The organism is Paenibacillus sedimenti (genome assembly GCF_014534655.1).
Classification (GTDB): Bacteria; Bacillota; Bacilli; order Paenibacillales; family NBRC-103111; genus Paenibacillus_E; species Paenibacillus_E sedimenti.
This window is the reverse complement of record NZ_JACVVD010000014.1, coordinates 112,350-133,507: the sequence shown is the minus strand read 5'-3', so window position 1 is coordinate 133,507 and position 21,158 is coordinate 112,350. Positions and strand designations below refer to the sequence as shown.

At 49.0% G+C, this 21,158-nt stretch carries 21 protein-coding genes; 13 read left to right on the top strand and 8 right to left on the bottom strand.

The window, feature by feature from the left end; genetic code table 11:
• Positions 1-114: 114 nt before the first annotated feature.
• The 3 genes from ICC18_RS28465 to ICC18_RS28455 form a co-directional block, all read right to left on the bottom strand.
• The gene (locus tag ICC18_RS28465) at positions 115-1,344 is read right to left on the bottom strand and encodes an NAD(P)/FAD-dependent oxidoreductase (protein ID WP_188177799.1); all 1,230 of its coding nucleotides are present in this window, start codon (positions 1,342-1,344) and stop codon (positions 115-117) included.
• A gap of 94 nt (positions 1,345-1,438) precedes the next feature.
• Positions 1,439-4,075 carry a winged helix-turn-helix domain-containing protein gene (locus tag ICC18_RS28460; RefSeq protein WP_188177798.1) on the bottom strand — a complete coding sequence of 879 codons (2,637 nt, stop codon included), beginning with the start codon at positions 4,073-4,075 and terminating at the stop codon, positions 1,439-1,441.
• A 125-nt stretch (positions 4,076-4,200) separates the two neighbouring features.
• The gene (locus ICC18_RS28455) at positions 4,201-5,022 is read right to left on the bottom strand and encodes a YihY/virulence factor BrkB family protein (RefSeq protein WP_223192941.1); all 822 of its coding nucleotides are present in this window, start codon (positions 5,020-5,022) and stop codon (positions 4,201-4,203) included.
• Positions 5,023-5,156: 134 nt separating this feature from the next.
• Between ICC18_RS28455 and ICC18_RS28450 the strand changes: the two genes are divergently transcribed.
• Positions 5,157-7,466 (top strand): UvrD-helicase domain-containing protein, encoded by a 2,310-nt coding sequence (locus ICC18_RS28450; RefSeq protein WP_188177797.1) that lies wholly within the window; start codon positions 5,157-5,159, stop codon positions 7,464-7,466.
• Between the two features lie 736 nt (positions 7,467-8,202).
• Here ICC18_RS28450 and ICC18_RS28445 read toward each other — a convergent pair.
• Positions 8,203-8,643: an Lrp/AsnC family transcriptional regulator gene (locus ICC18_RS28445; protein WP_188177796.1), complete on the bottom strand. Its 441-nt coding sequence runs from the start codon at positions 8,641-8,643 to the stop codon at positions 8,203-8,205.
• Positions 8,644-8,835: 192 nt separating this feature from the next.
• Here ICC18_RS28445 and ICC18_RS28440 point away from each other — a divergent pair, with 192 nt between their 5' ends.
• Both ICC18_RS28440 and ICC18_RS28435 read left to right on the top strand, forming a co-directional pair.
• Positions 8,836-9,474, top strand: a complete 639-nt coding sequence (locus ICC18_RS28440) for a YitT family protein (RefSeq protein WP_188177795.1) — start codon at positions 8,836-8,838, stop codon at positions 9,472-9,474.
• 87 nt (positions 9,475-9,561) lie between these two features.
• A complete protein-coding gene (locus ICC18_RS28435) occupies positions 9,562-9,759 on the top strand; it encodes a hypothetical protein (protein WP_188177794.1) in 198 nt (65 codons plus the stop codon).
• A gap of 63 nt (positions 9,760-9,822) precedes the next feature.
• Here the strand turns inward: ICC18_RS28435 and tpx are convergent, their stop codons facing one another.
• Both tpx and trxB read right to left on the bottom strand, forming a co-directional pair.
• Positions 9,823-10,347: a thiol peroxidase gene (tpx, locus tag ICC18_RS28430; RefSeq protein WP_188177793.1), complete on the bottom strand. Its 525-nt coding sequence runs from the start codon at positions 10,345-10,347 to the stop codon at positions 9,823-9,825.
• Positions 10,348-10,391: 44 nt separating this feature from the next.
• Positions 10,392-11,342 carry a thioredoxin-disulfide reductase gene (gene trxB / locus ICC18_RS28425; RefSeq protein ID WP_188177792.1) on the bottom strand — a complete coding sequence of 317 codons (951 nt, stop codon included), beginning with the start codon at positions 11,340-11,342 and terminating at the stop codon, positions 10,392-10,394.
• A 272-nt stretch (positions 11,343-11,614) separates the two neighbouring features.
• Between trxB and ICC18_RS28420 the strand changes: the two genes are divergently transcribed.
• Positions 11,615-12,529 (top strand): peptidyl-prolyl cis-trans isomerase, encoded by a 915-nt coding sequence (locus tag ICC18_RS28420; protein WP_188177791.1) that lies wholly within the window; start codon positions 11,615-11,617, stop codon positions 12,527-12,529.
• Positions 12,530-12,574: 45 nt separating this feature from the next.
• Here the strand turns inward: ICC18_RS28420 and ICC18_RS28415 are convergent, their stop codons facing one another.
• Positions 12,575-13,657: a GIY-YIG nuclease family protein gene (locus ICC18_RS28415; protein ID WP_188177790.1), complete on the bottom strand. Its 1,083-nt coding sequence runs from the start codon at positions 13,655-13,657 to the stop codon at positions 12,575-12,577.
• 120 nt (positions 13,658-13,777) lie between these two features.
• Positions 13,778-14,518 carry a delta-lactam-biosynthetic de-N-acetylase gene (gene pdaA, locus ICC18_RS28410; RefSeq protein WP_188177817.1) on the bottom strand — a complete coding sequence of 247 codons (741 nt, stop codon included), beginning with the start codon at positions 14,516-14,518 and terminating at the stop codon, positions 13,778-13,780.
• Between the two features lie 210 nt (positions 14,519-14,728).
• Here pdaA and ICC18_RS34640 point away from each other — a divergent pair, with 210 nt between their 5' ends.
• The 9 genes from ICC18_RS34640 to ICC18_RS28365 all read left to right on the top strand — a co-directional run bounded on the left by ICC18_RS34640 (position 14,729) and on the right by ICC18_RS28365 (position 21,044).
• Positions 14,729-15,397 carry a Crp/Fnr family transcriptional regulator gene (locus ICC18_RS34640; protein ID WP_188177789.1) on the top strand — a complete coding sequence of 223 codons (669 nt, stop codon included), beginning with the start codon at positions 14,729-14,731 and terminating at the stop codon, positions 15,395-15,397.
• Between the two features lie 74 nt (positions 15,398-15,471).
• Complete coding sequence (locus tag ICC18_RS28400) at positions 15,472-15,852, top strand: carboxymuconolactone decarboxylase family protein (protein WP_188177788.1); 381 nt, start codon at positions 15,472-15,474, stop codon at positions 15,850-15,852.
• A 143-nt stretch (positions 15,853-15,995) separates the two neighbouring features.
• Positions 15,996-16,328, top strand: coding sequence for an ArsR/SmtB family transcription factor (locus ICC18_RS28395; RefSeq protein ID WP_223192940.1), 333 nt, complete (start codon positions 15,996-15,998; stop codon positions 16,326-16,328).
• Positions 16,309-16,767 carry an SRPBCC family protein gene (locus tag ICC18_RS28390; protein WP_188177787.1) on the top strand — a complete coding sequence of 153 codons (459 nt, stop codon included), beginning with the start codon at positions 16,309-16,311 and terminating at the stop codon, positions 16,765-16,767. Before ICC18_RS28395 ends, ICC18_RS28390 begins: the two co-directional genes overlap by 20 nt.
• Before the next feature lie 34 nt (positions 16,768-16,801).
• Positions 16,802-16,981 carry a hypothetical protein gene (locus ICC18_RS28385; protein WP_188177786.1) on the top strand — a complete coding sequence of 60 codons (180 nt, stop codon included), beginning with the start codon at positions 16,802-16,804 and terminating at the stop codon, positions 16,979-16,981.
• Between the two features lie 186 nt (positions 16,982-17,167).
• On the top strand, positions 17,168-17,974 hold the full coding sequence (locus ICC18_RS28380) for an AraC family transcriptional regulator (RefSeq protein ID WP_188177785.1): 807 nt from the start codon (positions 17,168-17,170) through the stop codon (positions 17,972-17,974).
• Positions 17,975-18,068: 94 nt separating this feature from the next.
• Positions 18,069-19,034, top strand: a complete 966-nt coding sequence (locus ICC18_RS28375; protein WP_188177784.1) for an ABC transporter substrate-binding protein — start codon at positions 18,069-18,071, stop codon at positions 19,032-19,034.
• A 4-nt stretch (positions 19,035-19,038) separates the two neighbouring features.
• Positions 19,039-20,064: a FecCD family ABC transporter permease gene (locus ICC18_RS28370; protein ID WP_188177783.1), complete on the top strand. Its 1,026-nt coding sequence runs from the start codon at positions 19,039-19,041 to the stop codon at positions 20,062-20,064.
• Positions 20,061-21,044, top strand: a complete 984-nt coding sequence (locus ICC18_RS28365) for a FecCD family ABC transporter permease (protein WP_188177782.1) — start codon at positions 20,061-20,063, stop codon at positions 21,042-21,044. Before ICC18_RS28370 ends, ICC18_RS28365 begins: the two co-directional genes overlap by 4 nt.
• Positions 21,045-21,158: the final 114 nt, after the last annotated feature.

Below are 21,158 nucleotides of genomic sequence, written 5' to 3'. Positions count from 1 at the left end.
CGCCCTGATTCGGGGATATATGCTCTGAATCGAGGTAAGCCACATTCGATCCATCGCCGCTGATGGCAATGGGTCTGGGGGAATTGATACGAGATTTGTACAGCTCACCACTTCTCAGCCCTGCAGTAAATGCATCACGATCTGTCCTAACTCTTCGGGCTCATTCGCGTAATTGTAGATGCCAAGAAAAGCCCGAGTCGCATCGGGATTGCTGCCGATGATTCGGTTCGCAACCGTTTGCTCCATCGTGACCGGTGAGTTCTTTGTAATTTGGCACGCCATATGATAGCGGGAGAGCATTTTAGACTCCATGGCAGTTTGATACTTGGCAGCCATCTCCTCCCAACTTGTTTCCCAGGCGTCCGTTTCGGATAAAATCGCAGTCAACAAGCGTGCGCCATAGATCGCATCGTGCATGCCCTGCCCAACCGCCGGATCCTTGAAGGATACGGCATCCCCGACGAGAGCCCATCCTTTGCCCATACCTTGAAACCAATCGTTATCGTAGCCCAGCAGTCCTTTAACCGGCTCCTCTAAGGAAGCATCGCGAAGCCGCTCCGGAAAAGTTGTATGAGAGAATCCGGCATCCACCAGCTCGCGCATTCCCGCTTCCGGGTTGTTCCGGAATTTCTCGATCCATTCCTTCTTTTCCAATGGGAACATAACCCCAACAACAAACAATTGGTCGCTCGTCGGAAAAATAATCGCCAAGTTATCGTTCATTTTGTAAAACTCCACACAACGCTCGCCCTCTTGGCGATAGTTGGCAAAGTACCCGACGTACGAGGCAAAATCGGTTGGAACGGCCATTTTCCGTTCACTGTTCACCAATCTGCGCAGCATAGAATTCCGGCCATCAGCACCGACAACCAGCCTGGCCGCAATCTCCTCGGTTCGGCCGTCGCGGTGAATGCCTACAATCCCTGACACCGTATCGTTATGCATCAGAACTTCGGTAACCCGAAATCCTTCCCACGCGGTCACCCGCTCTTGAGCAGCTGCATGCTCGAACAAGACGCGGTCCAGATACTTGCGCCGCACACATAAACAGTGGGTTTCCCCGCTTACCTCCGGATAGATCCCATCGATGACTACGTCGTCCATTTGGACGTATGCGCGTCTGTACATCGGCGTGCCGGTTTGAAGCAGTTGGTCCAATATGCCCATTTCCCGGAGCATGGCCACCGAATTGTTAAAAAAGTTATGCGTCGACAAGATATCGCTTGGAAACGTACTACGATCTACAAGCAGCACCTCATACCCGGCTTTCGAAAGCTCATAAGCGAGCGACGAGCCTGCAACCCGCGCTCCGACAATAATGACATCGTAGCTTTTTCGTGACATTTCTCCCCTCCTCACGTTCCGAATGCTATCAGCTTATCAGAATTGAAGAAGGGAGCCATCCAACGAACGATATATGCGATGGTTATATCTTTTTTCAAAGTAACCTGTGTTGATTGGCTTTTTGGATCGCTTGAACTCGACCGTTGACCTGCAATTTGCTGTAAATCCGGTGCAAGTGAAGCTTCACCGTTCCTTCAGCGAGCACTAACTTCTCAGCAATGGCTTTGTTGGACAACCCCTCGGCAATAAGTTTCAGCACCTCTTGTTCGCGTGCGGTCAACGTAATAACCGGGGATGCTTGCCTATTTCTTTCAGGATGTATGTGTTCAGAGGAAAGGGATAAGAGGATTTGAATATAGGGAAGAGAAACTCCTGCTGTTTGCACTTCCGCCATGTGCCGATTCTTCCGTACATCGGCATATTGACGGAGCAGCGGCTCCAATTCCGGATCGGCAAATATGCGGAGATAACCTTCCCTCTCACCCAGAATAAGGGCTTGATGCAGGTGCAGCATACTGGTATGGGGGTTGTTCATTTTATGTTGAATAAGCGACAGGTATAGCTGAACTTCCAGCTCGGTCATGATCCGGCCGGATGTCCTCGTCTTCTTTAAGAGCTGTTCACACCATGTGAGTGCTTCATCTATTTTTTCTTTTGCCATCAATACCCGAATAAATGTCAGAAGCTCAAAATCCTGTTCGCCTATGATCTCTTTCCGTCTGCTCCAAGGGGACATGTCCATCAAGTGATCTACGTCTCCTATCTCACCCGTTTCGAGTTGGCAGCGAATCAAATAAGCGCTAAGCAAATCGTGCCAATGTGAATGATGATGATAGGTAAGCTTCAAATGTTCGATCGCTTCATTAATGACGGCTATCGCCTCATCTTTAGCGTCCCTCTGCCAAAGAATTCTTGACCGGACGATCTCCGCGGGAACATAAGCCCCGATTACGTTGCTCAGTTTGGCGATACGGATTGCATCCTCAGCAAAGCGCAAAGATTCTGTTAACTGATTCCGTTCATAACAGATCTCGCTCATGGCTGCCCGTTGATAAGCCGTAAACGGATAGTCGTAGAACGAATGCTTATCGATAAAGGAATCATATAACCGGTGATAACGCTCCGCCGCTTTGATTCTCCCGCTAAAGCCGTAGTAACCGCGGATAAATGGGATGGCTCCGTCATTAAGCTCCATGCCCAAGCCAAATAGCATAGTTCCCCCTTCGATATCAGGGAGATTATCATCCATATGCATAGCCTGCAGCTGGGAAAAACATAACTTGTAGTCGCCAAGTAACATCGACTGATAGATTTTAGCGACCTTCATATCCTCGCGTATGCCCACGTAAAGCGAACCCTCTACGCTGTTAGGAGTATCAAGCGCCCTTTCCAACGTCACAAGGTGCTCGTCCATTAGCTCTTTGCGGCCCATCAGCAGCTCCGTCCATACTTGGATGATCAACACAGCGGGACGCTCTCTGAAGGGAAGCGGCAGTTGCAGCAACCAGCGATGCAGCGTGGTTAGTTCTCTTCTTTTCAGCCGCTCTGTCGCATTGCTTAGAATGAGAGTGCAGGCTTTATCAAACGCGCCGGCAGCTAGAGCATGCTCGATCGCTTCCCCCAAATAATGGTGTCTTTCAAACCATTCGCTGGCTATTTCGTGCAAGGAGCTGACTTCACCCTGATGTTCCAGCTTGAGGCGGCTGCGCAAGAAATCGGCAAATAAGTGATGGTATCGGTACCATCTGCCCTCTGCGTCCAAAGGAATGACAAACAAGTTGGATTTCTCCATCTCTCGCAATCGTCCCTCGTCGGCCGGCTGACCCGTCAATCGGGCGCAAAGCTCAGCATTCAACCGTTCCGAAATCGATGTTTTTAGTAAAAAAGAACGCATCGTCTCAGGTAAATGATCAAAAACTTCTTCCATCAAATAATCGACCACATAGCGATGGTTCCCCTTAAATTGATGCAGCGCATTTTGTTGGCCCGACATATGCGATAAAACCGCCAGCTGAATGCCGGCAACCCAACCTTCCGTACGGTCGGACAACACTTGAAGCGATAGCTCGTCAGGCAATGCACCTGTTTGGCGATACCAAAAATCCGATATTTCCTGTTCCGTGAATCTTAGATCCGGGAGACCGATTTCGTTCAGTTGACCTTTAACACGCAGTTGACCAACCGCGAATGGAGGCTGTTTACGACTGAGTATACATAGGTGTACCTGCGGCGGCATTCGATCAATGAAAAAAGCGACCGAGCGATGAATCTCATCCGTTTCAATCAAATGGTAATCGTCCAATACCAGCATGATTTCATCCGGAATCTCAAACAAATCGTTCAATAGCCATGAAATCATCTGTTCGGACGAAAATGAAACCGATTGCAAGAGAGAAAGCGATTTATGGCCTACACCGGGATAAAGCCGATTACATGCGGCAATCACATACGTCCAAAACCGAAGCAAGTCGTTCTCGCCATGATCTAAAGAAACCCATCCCACGGGTATTTGGCGGTTCAATATCCAGTGGCTGACCATCGTCGTCTTACCGAATCCCGGAGGGGAAATGACCAGAGTCACTTTGCATTTCATCGCCCTGGACATCTTCACCATCAAATGTTCTCTGGAAATCAGAGAAGACGGCTGCTGCGGAATATATAATTTGGTGGTCAGTAAAGGATAATCGTTGAAAAGAGATTTATTGAATACATCATTTGGCTTCTGACCCATAACACTTCCGGTCCTCCTATCCGCCCTTACGTAGTCACCCTGCTTTTCATTCGAATGAACATACAGCCGGGTGATGTTTCACTCCATTTCTTCCTTTACCGTCAGAATCCTGCAACGCTATGCCGTCATGTATGCCTGTGCTGCCTATGAATATGTCCTATGGCGTTAATTTCACCGCCGACGATAATAATGAGCGCGGAAATATAAAACCACGTCATTAATACAATAACGCCGCCGAGACTACCGTAAGTAGCGCTATAGTTCGTAAAATGGTTCACGTAATACGAAAAACCCAGCGACGTGCCCTGCCAGCCAATACAGGCGAACAGCGCGCCTGGAAGCACGCTTTTACATGTCAAGCAGGTGTTGGGGGCTATGTAATAAATACCGATAAATACAATAAATACGATCACGAAGTTAATGATCCAGCGGAAATTGTTCCATATATCGATTTGGGCTGCAGGGAGTTGGACATGCGTATGCAGCCATACGCCGATCCACTTCCCGAACACACTAAGCAGCAGCGCCGATATGATCACAATCAGCATGCCGATCGTCAGCATGACCGCTAGCAAACGCGAGTGAATGAAGCTTTTGCGCTCAGGGAGCCCGTACGCTTTGTTCACGGCAAGTACAATGGAATTCATCGCCGCGCTGGCGCTGACGAACGACAGGATCAGACCAAAGGAAAGCGTGCCCCCCCGCTTCACATCCAGCAGATTAGCAAGCGTCTCTTCGAGCCACCCTGCCACAGCACCCGGCATATACTCTCGGATCAAGCCAATGACATCTTTGGAGGAGAACGGCAAATAGCCGAGCAGACTTATAATAAAAATGAGAAACGGAAATAGAGACAACAAAAAATAATACGCACACTGCGCAGCAAGTCCCAACGCATCAAGCCGCAAAAATTGTTTCCATAATTCCTTGACGTAAGATAGGATCATCTGAGCTGATCTCCTCTCGCTTTTGGGAAATGGCATCTATAACCTGGGTTACCTGTAAATATGACATTCCCCTATTCAATTTGCAAATGTGGTAGAATGGATATTTCAAGAAACGCAAGTAAGCAGGAGATGACATGACTAAACATACTTTATACTCGACTCCGTTCGGTCCCGGTCCATCCGGAAACCGGAGCATCCCGTATGCCCGTTTGGCGCCATTAACGACTAGCCGCGACTTCGTATCCGACATTGAAGACGACGATGCTTATTTCTTCCGTGATCTGGAAGCGCAAGGCATACACTTAAATCGACCGCAAGTTCAAGCCGTTCGTCACTTTAAGGGCCCTCTGCTCACGCTGGCCGGTGCCGGCTCGGGGAAAACAACCGTACTCGTCTGTCGAGTCGCTTATTTGCTCGCCGTCCACCGTGTTCATCCGGGTCATTTGCTGCTTATCACGTTCTCCAAAAAAGCGGCTGAAGAAATGAGAGATCGGCTGGCGTTGATGCCGGGTCTGGACAGCGGCTTGTCTAATACTATTCAAGTTCGAACATTTCATGCTTTCTGCCTCCGTACGCTCCGAATGAACGGCTTCGATCAGGACATCCTCAGTGACGGCAGATATCAGCAGATCGTGATAAAACGCATCATGCTAAGCATGGGACTGCAGGATACTTACCAGCCTGAGGTGCTTATGTCCCTGCTTTCCTCCTACAAGATGCAGCTCATCGAAGTGGACGACCTGCCGGAAAAGACGGACGAAGAGCAGGAATTGAAGCAAATTTTCATGCAATATGAACAATGGAAAATCGAGCAGCATAAGTTCGATTTTGATGATATTTTGGTCAAAGCCTACCAGTTATTGCAAGAGCAACCTGATGTGCTGCGCTCGCTTCAACGAAAATTCGCCTATATCAGTGTCGATGAGTTTCAAGATACGAATACGGTACAGTATGAAATTATAAAAATGATCGCGCAGCACCATCAGAATTTGATGGTTGTCGGGGATGATGACCAGACGATTTACTCGTTTAACGGCGCTCGTAACGAATTCATTTTACAGTTCCATGAGCAGTATCATGCCGCCAAGACGGTTACGCTCGATATCAACTACCGCTCGTCCTCCAGCATCGTGGGGCTGGGGAATGCCATCATTCGGCATAACGTCCAGCGTAAAAATAAGACACTCCTTGCAACCAAGCAAAGCGTGTGCGGGCCGCAGTACATTCGACCGACCAGCAGTGATGACGAGTCCGATTGGCTGATTAGCGATATTCGGAGCAAAGTGGATGCGGGCGGCTGCAGCTACGGCGATATCGCCGTGCTGTATCGGACAACCAGTAACAGCCGGGCGATTATCGAGCAGCTGATCCTGCACAATTTGCCGTTCGTCGATTACGGAAACAGCGACTCCTTCTATGATCAATGGATGGTGAAACCGATTATCGACCATCTCCGGCTGGCCTATGAGCGGCGCAACATTGAGGCGATGGAAGGTGTGCTGCCGAGTCTGTACATCGGACGCGAGCAAGGGATGCGGATCATTCAAGAACAGGAAGCGGTTCAGGCAAAAAAGTGGCCGCTCATCCACTTGCTCGGCTTGCCGCAGTTGAAGGATTTTCAGAAGGAGAAGCTGAAAAACCGCATCCGGCTCATCAAGTCGCTTGCCGACATGAAGCCGCTTGAGGCGATTCAAGCCATACGCAAGGACTTCTATGACGCATTCCTGGAGACGAACAAGCGCAGTAAGCTCACGCATCACCGGGAAATGCTGAGAGAAACGCTGGACGAGCTGGAATCTTCGGCCAAAAGGTTCGATTCGGTGGAGCAGTTTCTTTATTTTATCCATGAGGTTGCGGAAAAACGCACCGAACTGTTTGTGTCTAGAAGAGATCATGCCGCGGATAAAATCGCGCTCATGACGATCCACAAATCGAAGGGGCTGGAGTTCCCCGTCGTGTATTTGCTCTGCGCGGTCGAGGGGAATATGCCGCATAGCTCGGCATTGGAGGCCAGCCATCTGGACGATGTACAGATAGCGGGTGTGAGTAAGCGCGACAAGGAGGGCGCCGCGCTGGAAGAAGAACGGCGGCTAGCCTACGTCGCCGTCACCAGGGCTAAGGCAGAGCTGCTGATCAGCTCGCCGCTGTTTTTTCGCGGGAAGAAGGCGGAGCCTTCCCGCTTTCTTGTGTCCGCGTTCTCTGGCGCGGACAGCGTTGCTGCAGCCGGCCGGGCTTTGCCGGCGGCTGTTAAGGCGGCGGCAGCCGGCAAGGCCGCTGCCGCTGTGAAATCGCGGCCCGCGTCCGAGCGGGTCGCGGCGTGGTTGTGCCCAAGCGAGCGGTGCAACGCTTGGGCGCGGATCTCTTCGCCGCAGGAAGCGCAGCGCGCGGCGAAGGCGTGTCCCTTGTGCGGCGCCGCCATGCACAAGGGCAGCAAGCAGATCTAGCGGTGAGCGCAGCGCCGCTGGATCTGCTTCGTTGCACTTCTTGTTAGCATAATAGCAGGAAAAGCTCCAGCTATTTCAAGCTTGCCCTTTTCAACGCTTCACAGCTTCCGCGTGGAATCCCTTTCTCATTAAAAAACAGCTTTTCATGCTGTTAATTTTGCTCAAACCACCTCAATCATCGATTTACCTGCATTTAGTGCCGGTAATCGAGTGTTATTTCAGGAAAATCCTGTTAGTTAGCTGAATTAGCGGCACTATTGGCAGTCTTTTCCCCAGCGTAAGCAAATTCGGCCATAAAACAGGCACTTTTTGCCGGAAAAAGGTAACGCACAGTTGGACAATCAAATAGTACCTCCTTTACACTAAAATTGGCTCTTCCGGAAGGGAAAGGAACAGCCAGGACACACAAATGGCGGATTGATCCGACTCGTAAACCGCCTTTGTTGTAAGGGGAGTGCTGTAGTACGATTTCACCCAATTACGTATGACTGGTTAGGAATTTAGCTGATGCAGTCCTATTTTACCCGCTTACGATGACCATATCGAACATGCGATCGCACAAACCTTTTTACAATTAGGCAAAATCGGATTGCAGATATTGGGGCTGATACTGCTTTCCCGCAATTGGGCGTTTTCGGACAGCTGTGGGGATTGGCTCATTGTTTGAGAGAGGAACGGATTTCTAATATGTCAAAAAAGAACCCGATCCACCTTTAAGGTGGAACGGGTTCTTTTTTCATTTCTCCTGCGGCAGAATGAGCCGGTTCGCCACCGGGGAGGTCAGGACCACGGATGTGTTCAAGCTGCAGAAGGGCATGAGCCGCTCGACGAGCTGGTTGAGCTCATTCATGCCGCCGACGGCTGCCTTGAGCATGTAGTCGATGCGTCCCGTCATCCGGTGGCACTCGATGATATCGAGATCTTTGGCGATTTTTTGTTCAAATTCATGGTATGAAATTTTAAGTTCGCTGACTTGAATAAAAACGATCGTATTCCTTCCCACGGCAGCCGGAGATACTTTGGCGCTAATGCCTTGAATCACGCCTTTTTCCTGCAATCGAAGTATCCGTTCCGATATACTGGGACGACTTAGGGACAATCTTTTGGATAGCTCGCTGACCGTCATTCGCCCATCTTCCTGCAACAATTTGAGAAGAGCAATGTCCAATTGATCCACTCGATTAACCCAACCTTCATAGTGAAGTTTTTTTGATCGAAAAAGATGCAATGTTTCGGAAAACAGCATCCATTCCGTTCAGTTTTCTATATAAGCCCCCCGCTCTCCTATTATATCATGTGAGAAAAGGTAACAATTGAGCGTTTTTACCTTGGACAACACGATTTTATCCAGATAGGAGAGCTGATAGTGATGCGTAAATGTATGTTCATACTGCTTGGCTGTATGCTTACGGCGATCGGATTAATTGTACTCAAGCATACGCACGCCGTAACCGGTGGAACCGCTGGGCTGGCGCTCAGCCTATCCTATTTATTTCACTTCCCCTTCGTAGCAGCCTTCCTGGCACTCAATATACCATTCTTCCTATTTTCTGCGATGACGATGGGCTGGAGGTTTACCCTCTACTCCATTGGATCTGTCATCACGCTGACGTTAATGACGGCCCTCATGGAACATATGCTGCCACCATTCGTCCCTTCTGACCTCATAGCCGCTGTCCTCGGTGGTATCAGTATCGGATTTGGCGTCAGCCTTCTTTTCATGAATGGCTCGTCGCTTGGCGGGGCGCACATTCTTGCACTCTACCTGCAACGGAAGCTAAACTGGGATCCGGGCAAGGTCAACTTTGCCATTGATTGTCTGGTTGTTTTGATCAGCTTATCTACCGCAGGCTTGCTTAAAGGGATGTATTCGATTCTATCCATCGCGATTACATCTATCATTATGAGTTATTGGAAAAATAAAATCAAAACCCGCAATACCAAGAAGGACGGCAAAAGCCCGCAAACTGCCCGGGTAACCTCAACGGCGAAGCCATCGTTTCAATAAACCGAGCCTTTATATTATTTTGAGGGGATGCATAATCACGGCTTTTTGTAGAAAAATAAAGCAAAAAGCGTGATTGGAGGTGCGGATGTGAGCGAGGAAAATTTGCAATCTCCAATAATGAAGCAAGCAATTGAACAGAAGCACACTATCGAACAAAATGAGCTGGAACTAACCAGTGAGGCTGTTATGGCGAATAAACAGATGGATCAGGAGTTTTACGGGGAAGAGCAGGAAGATTTCTCTTCCGAAAGCAATACAGCTTGGATAAATCGCAATCAGAGCTGAAAAAAGAGCTCTTCCAACGTCGAAATCGACTATCGGAAGAGCTTTTTTTCTTCAAATAATTCCTTATACAAGCTCCTTCAAAGCTTCCAAAGCGGCATCATAATTCGGATGTGCGCTCATTTCTTTCAAATACTCCACATACCGGACGGTATTGTTCGCATCCAACACGAAGATAGCGCGCTGATCCAGCTGAATTTCTTTTATTAATACCCCGTACGCCTGACCGAAAGCTTTGTTTTTGTAATCGGAAAGCGCAACGACTTTATCGATTCCCGCAATGGAGCAGAACCGGCTCTGCGCAAAAGGCAGATCCACCGAGATCGTAAGAATGACCACATCGTCCCCCAGATTAGCAGCTTCTACGTTGAAACGACGCGTTTGTGCGTCACAAGTGCCTGTATCGAGGGAAGGAACAACCGAAATTAATTTCACTTTGCCGTCGTAATCCGAGAGACTGACTTCTGTCATTAAATCTTTATTAACTGTAAAGTTAGGCGCTTGATCTCCGACTTTAATCTCCGGCCCAAGCAATGTAATCGGATTTCCACCTAATGTAGCTACCCCAGTACGTTCTTGTAATTGTGTCATGTTGAAATGCCTCCTATTAATTTTAAGTGTAAGTTGTCCCAGATTCAGATCTGTACGACTGCTTCGCGATGCACTTGCTCGGTAAGGAATCTTTCGCAATCCAGTGCTGCCATGCAGCCGCTGCCTGCGGAAGTAATCGCTTGACGGTAGATGCGGTCCTGTACGTCGCCACAAGCGAATACACCCGGTATTGTCGTTTGTGAAGTACCTGGTATAACTTTCAAATAACCAAGTTCATCCGTTGGCAATTGTCCGCCTAGAAAGCCGGTATTCGGTGTATGACCGATCGCCAGGAAAATACCGTCCGCCTCCAGTACTTCTTCTTCTCCTGTTGCGTTATTCAGCACTTTCAGACCAGTTACGCCCAGAGGACCCGAAATCACTTCAAGCGGTGTCCGGTCCAAGCTCCATGCGACTTTTTGGTTGCCGCGGGCGTGGTCCTGCATGATTTTGGATGCCTTTAGTTCATTTCTGCGGTGAACGACGCGCACCTCTGAAGCGAATCGGGTCAAGAACTGCGCTTCCTCCATGGCTGTGTCGCCGCCACCGATCACGATGATTTTTTTATTTCTGAAAAAGAACCCGTCGCAAGTGGCGCACGTGCTGACTCCGCGGCCGATATTTTCGTTTTCTCCAGTAATGCCAAGTTTCTTGGCGGATGCGCCTGTAGAGATAATGACGGAATCTGCCGTCAGCACGCCTCCATCTTCCAAAGTCAATGTGAACGGACGTTTGGATAAATCTACGCCGGCAACACGACCAGAGACAATATTGGCTCCGAATCGCAAAGCCTGATTGCGCATGTTTTCCATGAGCTCGGGGCCCATGATGCCATCGGGAAATCCCGGAAAATTATCCACTTCCGTCGTCGTCGTCAGCTGTCCTCCGGGTTGGATTCCCTCAATAACAAGCGGCGAAAGGTTCGCGCGGGCCAAGTAAATCGCTGCGGTTAGTCCTGCCGGTCCTGTTCCGATAATGATCGCTTTGTGATGCATGTGATCTCCTCCTCATATTTCCTCCGGATCCATTCCGGTCTTCTCTTTTAATTGATTTCTTGAAATTTAATTGTTAACAATCTTTATACGCACATCATACCAACCCCTAATAACGTTGTCAACAATTAATTTGTATACAATGTATTATTGGAAAAAATTGAAGAGATGCTTTCACCAAACATTCAGTTTAACTTCAACTTATTTTCATAATTGATAGGCATAATGGAATTCAGAACGAGTCAAATTGCAGAAAAAGAAGGGAGTACGAACAAATGAATATCAAGCAAGCAGATCGCAAGTGGGTGTGGGTGTCTACCTTTTTAATAATCGCTTTAACCGTTTATGCCATCTTTTTTCCACCTGTACTGAAAAACGCAAACGCCGGAACAGAGAAAGCCGTAGCCAAGGTAAATGGCGTAAGCATAAGCACCACCCAGTTTTATGAGGCCATGGTAGCTAGCGGGGGCGAGCAGACACTCGACTCCTTGATCAGTGATGAGCTTATTAACCAAGAAGCCAAGAAAGCAGGCATTCAAGTTACGGAAGATGATATCAATAACGAAATCGCAGCTATTAAGAAGTCTTTTGCCACTGAGGACGAGTTTCAGCAAACGCTGACTTCCTATGGAATGTCATTAGACGATTTGAAAAAGAATATGCAAACGCAAGTGGTTTTGAAAAAGATTTTGGAACCGCAAGTAACAATCACGGATGAACAAATTAAACAGTACTATGATGAAAACCTGGAATCCTTGAAAACGCCGGAGCAAGTTCAGGCTTCACACATCTCGGTAGCTACTAAGGAAGAAGCAGACGCCATTGCGGCTGAATTGAAAAATGGGGGGGATTTTGCGGCGCTGGCAAAGGAAAAATCCATGGATACAGCTACGAAAGATAAGGGCGGAGATCTTGGATATGTCACCAGCGGAAGCATGGATTCTACCCTTGAAACCGCGGCTTTCGCCTTGGAAACAGGCACAACCAGCGACCCTGTCCAAACCGCTAACGGTTATGACATTATTCGAGTAACCGACCGCAAAGCCGCCTCCACCCCTACCTTGGACGAAAAGAAAGAAGAGATCAAGCAAACTCTGATCAATCAACAAATATCGACGCTATCGTCAGCCTGGCTGTCACAAAAGAAAGCGGAATCGACCATCGAAAATTATTTGACGAAGGACGCATAGAGCTAAAAACCCCAACCGGAAGCGGTGGGGGTTTTTCGTATAGTCTTACGCTTTTAAGCTCATTCGATACTCATAATTGTTTTTACAAAGCTGAAGCAGGTCGTATTTAATTCCGCGCTTGGGCAGCGTTATCGTAAGTCCCCTCGCTCCTCTGCGCCGTAATGCCGAACGTACTTGTCGGATATCGCCGATCGTGTTTAAGATAATTTCATCCGGCCATTGCCCCGTATATAACGATAAAAGAAACCGGTCGCACGCAAACCCTTTCAATCCGGCTTCCATCTCAAACATTTGGAATTCGCGGAGCATCCCTTCCTGAACCTTAGCTACGATCACACCTCTGTCGCCAAAATAAATGACATCCTGATTCAGCTCATCCTCCCGGTCGACAATTTGTTTGTCGGGAGCCAGCTCCAGATTGCGGATGTGCATGAGCATATTTTGGGCTTTTTCGAATTCAAGCTTCTCTGCGTAGGCTTCCATTTTGGCAGTCATCGCTTCAATCAGAGCTTGTCCTTCATTCGCCAGCATAGCGGCGGCTTGTTGCGCTCTATCCACGTATTCAGCTTGCGAAATTTCGCCGGCGCAGACTCCGCTGCATTTGCCGATATGATACAGCAGGCATACCTGTTTGGGCATCGTCGTACAAGAACGCAGACCGTAATGATCCGTCACGAATTCAAGAAGCGCCTCAAGAAAACGCCTGCTCCGGTAGGGACCCAGCCGCTGATCGGCACCTTTCGCCGTACCTTCCGTCTCTTTTTGAGAACGTTGCTTCCGATAGTAGACTTCGAGCCTGGGGACTTGCTCCTTTGTCAGCTGCAGGTAGGCGTACCCGCTTTTTTCTTTTTTTAAAGCCCGGTTATAAGGCGGTTTATGCAGTTTAATCAAATTATTTTCGAGCAGGAGGCTTTCCGCTTCATTATTCACTAAAATCACTTCAATTTTGGCGATTTCACGGACCATCTGCCGAATCTTCCTGCGGGTATCGTTTTGTTGAAAATACGAGCGCAACCGGCTGCGTAAGTTAATAGATTTGCCGATATAAAGTATGTTTCCCGCTTCGTTCATCATCAGATAACAGCCCGGAGATTCGGGATATTCATGGGCTTTAAATATAAAGGACACGAATGGCCCTCCTCTATGAAATGGTTCTACTCTATTGTATCTGTTCAGAATCAGATTGAGAAGAACGCAAAACAGACACCGGTTAGGGTGTCTGTTTGTTATGGGCTTGCATACCCCCGCCTATGGGGTACGGGTCTTCATCTCATCCAAACTTTTGAACTGGTACCCTTGGCTTCTCGCATCGTCGATGATTTTTCCGAGCGCCTCGGTATTATCCTTGGAGACGGAGTGAAGCAGAATGACCGCCCCCGGATGAAGCTGAGCCATCACATTTTTATAAGCGTACTCCCATCCCTTCTGGTTATTAGGCTCCCAATCGCGGTAAGCGATGGACCAGAATACATTCGTATAGCCGAGCTGCCGGCTTACGGCCAAGGACTGGCCGTTAAAGATGCCGCGCGGCGTGCGAAGGTAACGCATTTCCTTTTGACCCGTTACAGCTTCCACGCTGCTTTTGACTTGATCCAGCTCTTTTTGGATGCGTTCCGGGGATATTTGACTCATATCCGGATGGCTCCACGAATGATTGCCGATGAGATGGCCCTCCTGCGTCATTCGCTTCAGTAAATCCGGCTCCGTCTTGATATAGTGCCCCGTCACAAAGAAGATCGCAGGCACCTGCTTCTCCTTGAGCACGTCCAGAATTTTGCCGGTATAGCCTTGCTCATATCCATTATCAAAGGTCAGGTACAATTCTTTGGAGGCAGGATCGCCGGTGAAAATTGCGCCGTACTTCTGAAGAAGCGGCTTGAAGCCTTCCTGATCGATGGACGGAAGCTGGCCTTTTGAGCTTTTTTTGAAGCCAAAATGATAGGTTCCATCGGCAGAAGCCAGCGAGGCTTGCCCTAAAAGCATGACCATCACGATCGCTAAGATACGCAAGCAGTTCACGAGACAGATTCCTCCTTGTATCACTTAAATTTGCGGTTGCAGAGCTTTTACTAATATGCCACTCCACGGACTGCGAATATGTGACTATAATCTGTAGAATTGGCAGGGTAATATTGGAAGGGAAGTTCGGACGTCGCGAAGAAATACAAGAGACTCACTCTAATACAAGGAGCCTCTCTCGTGAACGAGCAGCAAATTAAACGAATCCATACGGTATTCCCTTGTTTCGCCGACGTACCGCACACCGACTGGCAGCTCGCCGAGACTGTAACCGTCGATCCCTTCACTCCGCACAGCATTCGTGAAGGCCATATCTTGGAGCATGCGATGTTTATTCTTAGCGGGTGGATCCGCGTATACAAATTAAGTGCTGCCGGCAGAGAGATCACGTTATATCGCGTGCGCAGCGGCCAAAGCTGCGTGCTGATGATGGCAAGCATCCTGGGCGAGACGGAGTATGAAGCGTCGGTTTCGATTGAAGCGGAGACAGGGGTGTTATTGCTCCCCGTCCCTTTGTTTCGAACCTGGTTGAACACTTACACACCTGTCCGGCAATTTTTCTACAAGCAGTTCATAGATCGAATGACTAGTGTGACGTCGCTGCTGGAAAACATCGCTTTCCAATCGGTTCCTTACCGCGTGGCGGAGTATTTGCTTGCGGCATCGTCTGCCTCCATCCCTTCACTAAGAATTACTCACGAGCAGTTGGCGATCGAACTGGGAACCGCGCGCGAGGTCATCACCAGAATTTTAAACGAATTTGCCGGTAAAGGGGCGATCACTTTAAACAGAGGAAAAATTACAATAATGAACCGCGGCAAGCTGATAGACATTTTGGATCAAGTGTGAGTTTATCACAGAACTGACGACGGACTTCCCATAAAATTGCAGATGTAGGGCATTTATTGATGGGAGGTATACACATGAATTCTTATTATGACAGCTCCAATTTGAACCGAATACCTGAACTAATGAAGCTTGCGCCGCAAGCCGCCGCTTCCTTCTTGAACTTCGAGAAGGACATCTATCACACCTCAGAGGCGATCCCTTTGAAAACGAAGGAACTCATTGCCATAGCAGTCGCCCATGTAACGGGCTGTCCCTATTGCATTGATGTACATGTGAAAAAATGTAAAGCGCTGGGAGGCACGCGCGAAGAAATTTTTGAAGCGGTATTAGTAGCTGCTTCTACACGTGCAGGCGCTATTCTTAGCCATGCCACGCATGCATTGTTCGCTTTTGAAGATCAGGCCGTATCCTCACCGAACGAAACGCCGCCATCCCCACCTCAATGCTTTTGCTGAGCAGAAGCAAACCAACCTCCAACACTACTATTAAGTGGTGATTGGAGGTTTAATATTTTTACAAGCATGAGCCAAAATATAACAGACCAAAAAAAATCTTAATTTAAGTTTACACTTAATTAAGTCTGTGCTACAATAACCTCATGATAGAAAAAGTCATCCACGCCATAACGGAGCCGCGGCGAAGAGATATTTTATATCTCGTTCGCAATGAGGAGATGACCTCAAGTGCCATCGCCTCGCATTTTGACATCTCAGCTCCTGCAATTTCCCAGCATCTCAAGGTTCTCGAGGAATCCGGACTGGTCGTCGTACGGCGAGCCGGAACCAAACGGTATTATTCCATTAGGAGGGAAGGATTTGCCGAATTGAAACAGTACATCGACCGTTTCTGGGATGATAGCTTGATGCGTCTGAAGGAAGCTGCAGAAGAGGAAGAAAGGAGACAGAAACAACGTGAATCAGATTCAAAGTAAAGATCAAATCGTCAAAGAGGTGTTCATCGAATGCCGCACCGAAATCTTGTTCAATTTCTTTACCGATCCGGAGAAAATGGTGCGTTGGATGGGCCGCCATATTTTGCTGGAGCTTAACGTCGGCGGTAAATACCGCATTGATGTTAACGGTCATGATATCGCTATGGGCGAGTATGTCGAAATCATTCCTAACGAGAAAATCGTCATGAGCTGGGGATGGGAGAAATCCAAAGTAGTTCCTCCAGGTTCAAGCACGGTGGAATTCCGTTTTGCGCCTAAGGACAACGGTACGCTCTTGGTACTGACTCATTCCGGCCTGCCGGTCGAAGAAGTCGCTTCCCACGTTCAAGGCTGGTCACATTACACCGTTCGTCTTCAGACGCTGGCTGAGGGCGGAGATCCTGGCGTCGACCCTTGGTCCGTCAAAGCTATGCATTAATCAAACCATTTCAAATAAAAAGGAGAATTTTATAATGACTACTCTATCTTGCAACTGCGGATTTGCTGTAAAGGACGCAAATCGCTATAAAGTTGAAGCTACAATGTGGCATCATGCCATTCAGGACCATGCCGACATGCTGAAGAGCATGACAGTTGAACAAATAGAACAATGGTTGATGAATAAGGACAAGCAGTTAGACGCTGCAGTTTAATGAATTAGGGGGAAATCAAGGTAATTCAGGGTCGGTGCTTTTTCTCATGCGCAGGCGCAACGCATGCCGCTCCGCATTACGGCCTTCACATAGAAAATCGACTTGATAAGATTGGTCTCTTGTGTATGCACAACTATTTATGTCAATATCAAGGTATGAGCTAAAAGAGGAAAGGGTTGCGCCACCTTGAATTTCCAACAACTGATTCAGATGATCCCCCTTGTCGAACAGATTGAATCCTATAACATTTCTCAAACGATCGACTGTCCCGCAGACCGCCACTTGCTAATCATCGTCAGGCGCGGACATATTAAAGTTCAAGCGCATGATCATGAACCCGCAGTGTGTACGCAAGCTTTTGCTTGCCACCCTGATTACGGTCCCTATACGATACAATCGCCGAGAACCAAAGAAGTTGAGTACGCCGTCATTACTTACCGCATGCTTCCGGAACATCATCTTTGGACGCTTCACGGTCCGCTTACAACCATCAGCGAATATAAAATTCACTACATGGTTGACGAGCTGATCCGCACGACCCATGACATTAGCATGCATTCCGCCCAGGAAGAAGCGGCTCATCAATTCCGGATGCGCATGATGTTCGAACGCATTTTGTTCATTTATTTATATGAATCCCGCATCACGCATGAGAAAAAGTCCTCGTTCGAGTCCATCGAAGAGACGCTCTCTTACATCAATGAACATTATATGGTCGAGCTTACGCTCCCTATGCTCGCCCGGCGCGCAGGCATGAGTGTAGGGCATTACACGGTGCTTTTCAAAAAGCATACCGGAACGACCATGACAAGCTATCTCCATACCCTTAGAGTTGAAAAAGCGAAACTGCTGCTCAGCCAAAAGAATCTACTGGCCAAAGAGATCGCACAGCGGGTCGGATACGTGGACTACTTTCATTTCAGCAAGGTGTTCAAGAAAATTACAGGCTGCTCCCCGACCGTCTATCAACAGCAGCAAACATCTAAAAATTAGACATGTCCAATCTTCATATTTGATATGTTCGAACCCGACATAATTCGTTATGATTCCAATTGATAATAATAATCATTTGCAGGGGGAAACAAACATGAAGCATTGGAGCAACCGTCTGTTCAGTTTTGCATTAATCAGTCTACTAGCTATTAGTCTTGTCGCTTGCGGCAAGTCCACGAATACGCAAGGAACCGCCGCTTCTACGCCGGCGCAAGCCAGCACGAAGCCTACAGACAGCAAGATCACCGTTCAAGACGCAGTCGGAACTGTTGAACTGCCTAAAAAACCTGAGCGCATCATCGCCATGGAATTCGGTTTCACCGATACGCTGGTGACACTAGGCGTGCAGCCTGTCGGCGTAGCCGACGATAACGACGCCGGCTTATTCATGGACGCTGTGAAAAGCCAATTGAAAAACTACAAGTCCATCGGCTCCCGCTACGAGCCTAATATCGAGCTCATCAGTTCGCTTCAGCCCGATCTCATCATCGTCGACATTAACAAGCATAAGAATGCCATCCCTCAGCTAAAAGCCGTTGCCCCGCTTCTCGTGCTCGACGACTTCCAAGCCGACTACAATCAAATGCTGAAAAACTATGCGATTATCGCGAAAGCCGTCGGTAAGGAAGAGGAAGGTAAGAAACGTTTAAGCGAGCATCAAGCCAAAGTGGAAACTTTGAAAAAGAAAATCAAGTCTACGAACCTTAACGTACTGCCGGCCGTTGTGAATCCAAAAGGTTTCTTCGCGCACTCGGATCACGCTTACAGCGGTTCCTTCCTGGCTGCATTAGGATTTAACGACCCGGTTAAGAACAATACCGCTTATCCGCAGCTAACCCTGGAACAGCTGGTTGAAACGAACCCGCAAGCGTTGTTCTTAATGCCCACAGAGAAAGAAACGATTATCAAACAATGGGAAACCAATCCTTTATGGAAAAAAATCGATGCGGTCGCTAACAATAAAGTATTTACCGTTGAAAGACGCGATTGGTCCTTATCCCGCGGATTGCTAGGATCTGAAAAAATACTTGAGGATATTGTAAAGAATTTGGGAGAGTAACCGCATGATAACGCCCAATCAAGATGGAAAGCAGAGCCGGAACGGGTCTCTGCTCTTCCTTTTTTCTGCGTCTGGCCTGTTGTTGGTTATTGGCGTCATCTGCAGCCTGAAGTGGGGCCAGTCTCAAGTGTCCTGGCACACTTTATATGAGGCCATAACCTACAAGGGGCATGAAAAAGCACATTTATACATCCAAACGCTGCGGCTGCCCCGCGCATTAATGGCCTGCATCGTCGGGATTCAACTTGCCCTCGCAGGATTGCTTACACAGCTTACGACGAAAAATCCGCTAGCCTCGCCGCACATCTTCGGCATCAACGCCGGGGCGGCATTCGCGGTTGTTCTCGGCCTCGTAGCTGTGCCCACCTTTACGAATATGGGCTCCATTCTGTTCGCCTTCATCGGGGCGGCTTTAGGCGCTTTGCTGGTCTGGTCGCTCACCGGGACGGGCCATAAACAATACGTCCGTTTGGCATTAGCAGGGATTACGATCCATTTCCTGCTTTCTTCGCTAACGGAAGGCCTCATTCTGTTCAATCAGCAAGCGACCGATAGCATGATCTTCTGGCTTGTCGGCTCTCTGAGCCAGGTCGCCTGGAAGGAAATCTGGCTCATTCTGCCTTTTTTCATTAGCGGATTGCTGATGTTTACGTTCATGCTTCCTTCTTTTCGCTTATTGCTTGTCGATGATGAAATCGCAGCCGGACTTGGTCAGCGCATCGCGATCGTACGTGCCGTCAGCATGCTGCTTGTTATCGTTCTGGCCGGTTCGGCCGTCGCCTTGTGCGGTCCGATCGGATTTATTTGCCTGATCGTTCCGCATATTGCCCGCGCATTGGTCGGCAGCAACCTTGCAGTCCTCGCTCCGCTAACAGCGCTGCTTGGTGGTGCATTGCTGGTGTATGCCGACTTTATTAGCCGGTTCGTCGCTTTTCCCTACGAATCTCCTGTAGGGATTATCACCTCGGCCATCGGCGCCCCCTTCTTCATCTATTTAGCGCGTAAGCAAGGAGGTGCCAAAGTCCAATGAGGAGAAAAAGCTTCACGCTGGCGGCCGCATTCCTTGTACTGATTGCTTTAGCCGTATTATCGGTTCGTGTTGGAGCGGTGCCCGTTCCTTTTAGCGATATCTGGGACAGCTTGCTGGGACAACATAACAAGTCCTTTTTCATCATCCATGAAGTTCGGCTGCCGCGTATTTTCGTGGGGATTCTGGCCGGATTCGGCTTGGCCGTCGGCGGCGTTATCCTGCAAAGCCTAGTGCGGAACCCGCTCGCCAGTCCAGACGTTATCGGCATCACCAAAGGCGCCGGCTTTATGGCAGCAGCCGTTATCTTTTTATTTCCCAAAGCGCCTGGCTTCGTCCTGCCGATTGCCGCATTTGTCGGGGCGTTCGTAGCCTTCATAACACTGTTGCTGCTTAGCCGAAGGCTGACTCTGCGCCCAGCTGCATTAGCCTTGGTCGGCGTTGCGATCGGCACGGTCTTTCAAGCCGGCACGCAGTACTTGATCGTCCGTCACCCCAGCGACATCAACATGGCGCTGCTCTGGATGTCCGGCAGCTTATGGAGCCGTCGCTGGCACGACGTCTTTACCCTGCTGCCGTGGATTGCGGTGCTGCTGCCGCTAGCGTGGCGGCATTTCGCCAAGCTGAACGTTTTTCAGCTCGGCGACGAGCTGGCAGCCTCCTTGGGCGTGAGCATCGCGAGGCAGCGCTTCTGGCTGCTCCTGCTCGCCGTCGCGCTGGCCGGCATCTCCGTATCGGCCGTCGGCGCGATCGGCTTCATCGGCCTCATCGCCCCGCACATCGCGCGCAGCCTCGTCGGCAGCCGGCACCAATGGCTCATACCGCTCTCTGCGCTCATCGGTGCAGACCTGATGCTGCTCGGCGATTGCCTCGGCCGCATCATCATCCTTCCACGGGAAGTTCCCGTGGGGATTATGGCGGCGGTCATCGGCGCTCCGTATTTCGTCTACCTGCTTCGCCGCGAGCGGCGGAGCAGGGGATGAGCTTCGCATAGCGTTTAAAAAACCTGCAGACCTTTTTATGGGTCTGCAGGTTTTTTAGTTGCCCTTTCAAGTAACGAACAGCATTTTATGCTGTTAATTTGGGTCAAATAGCCT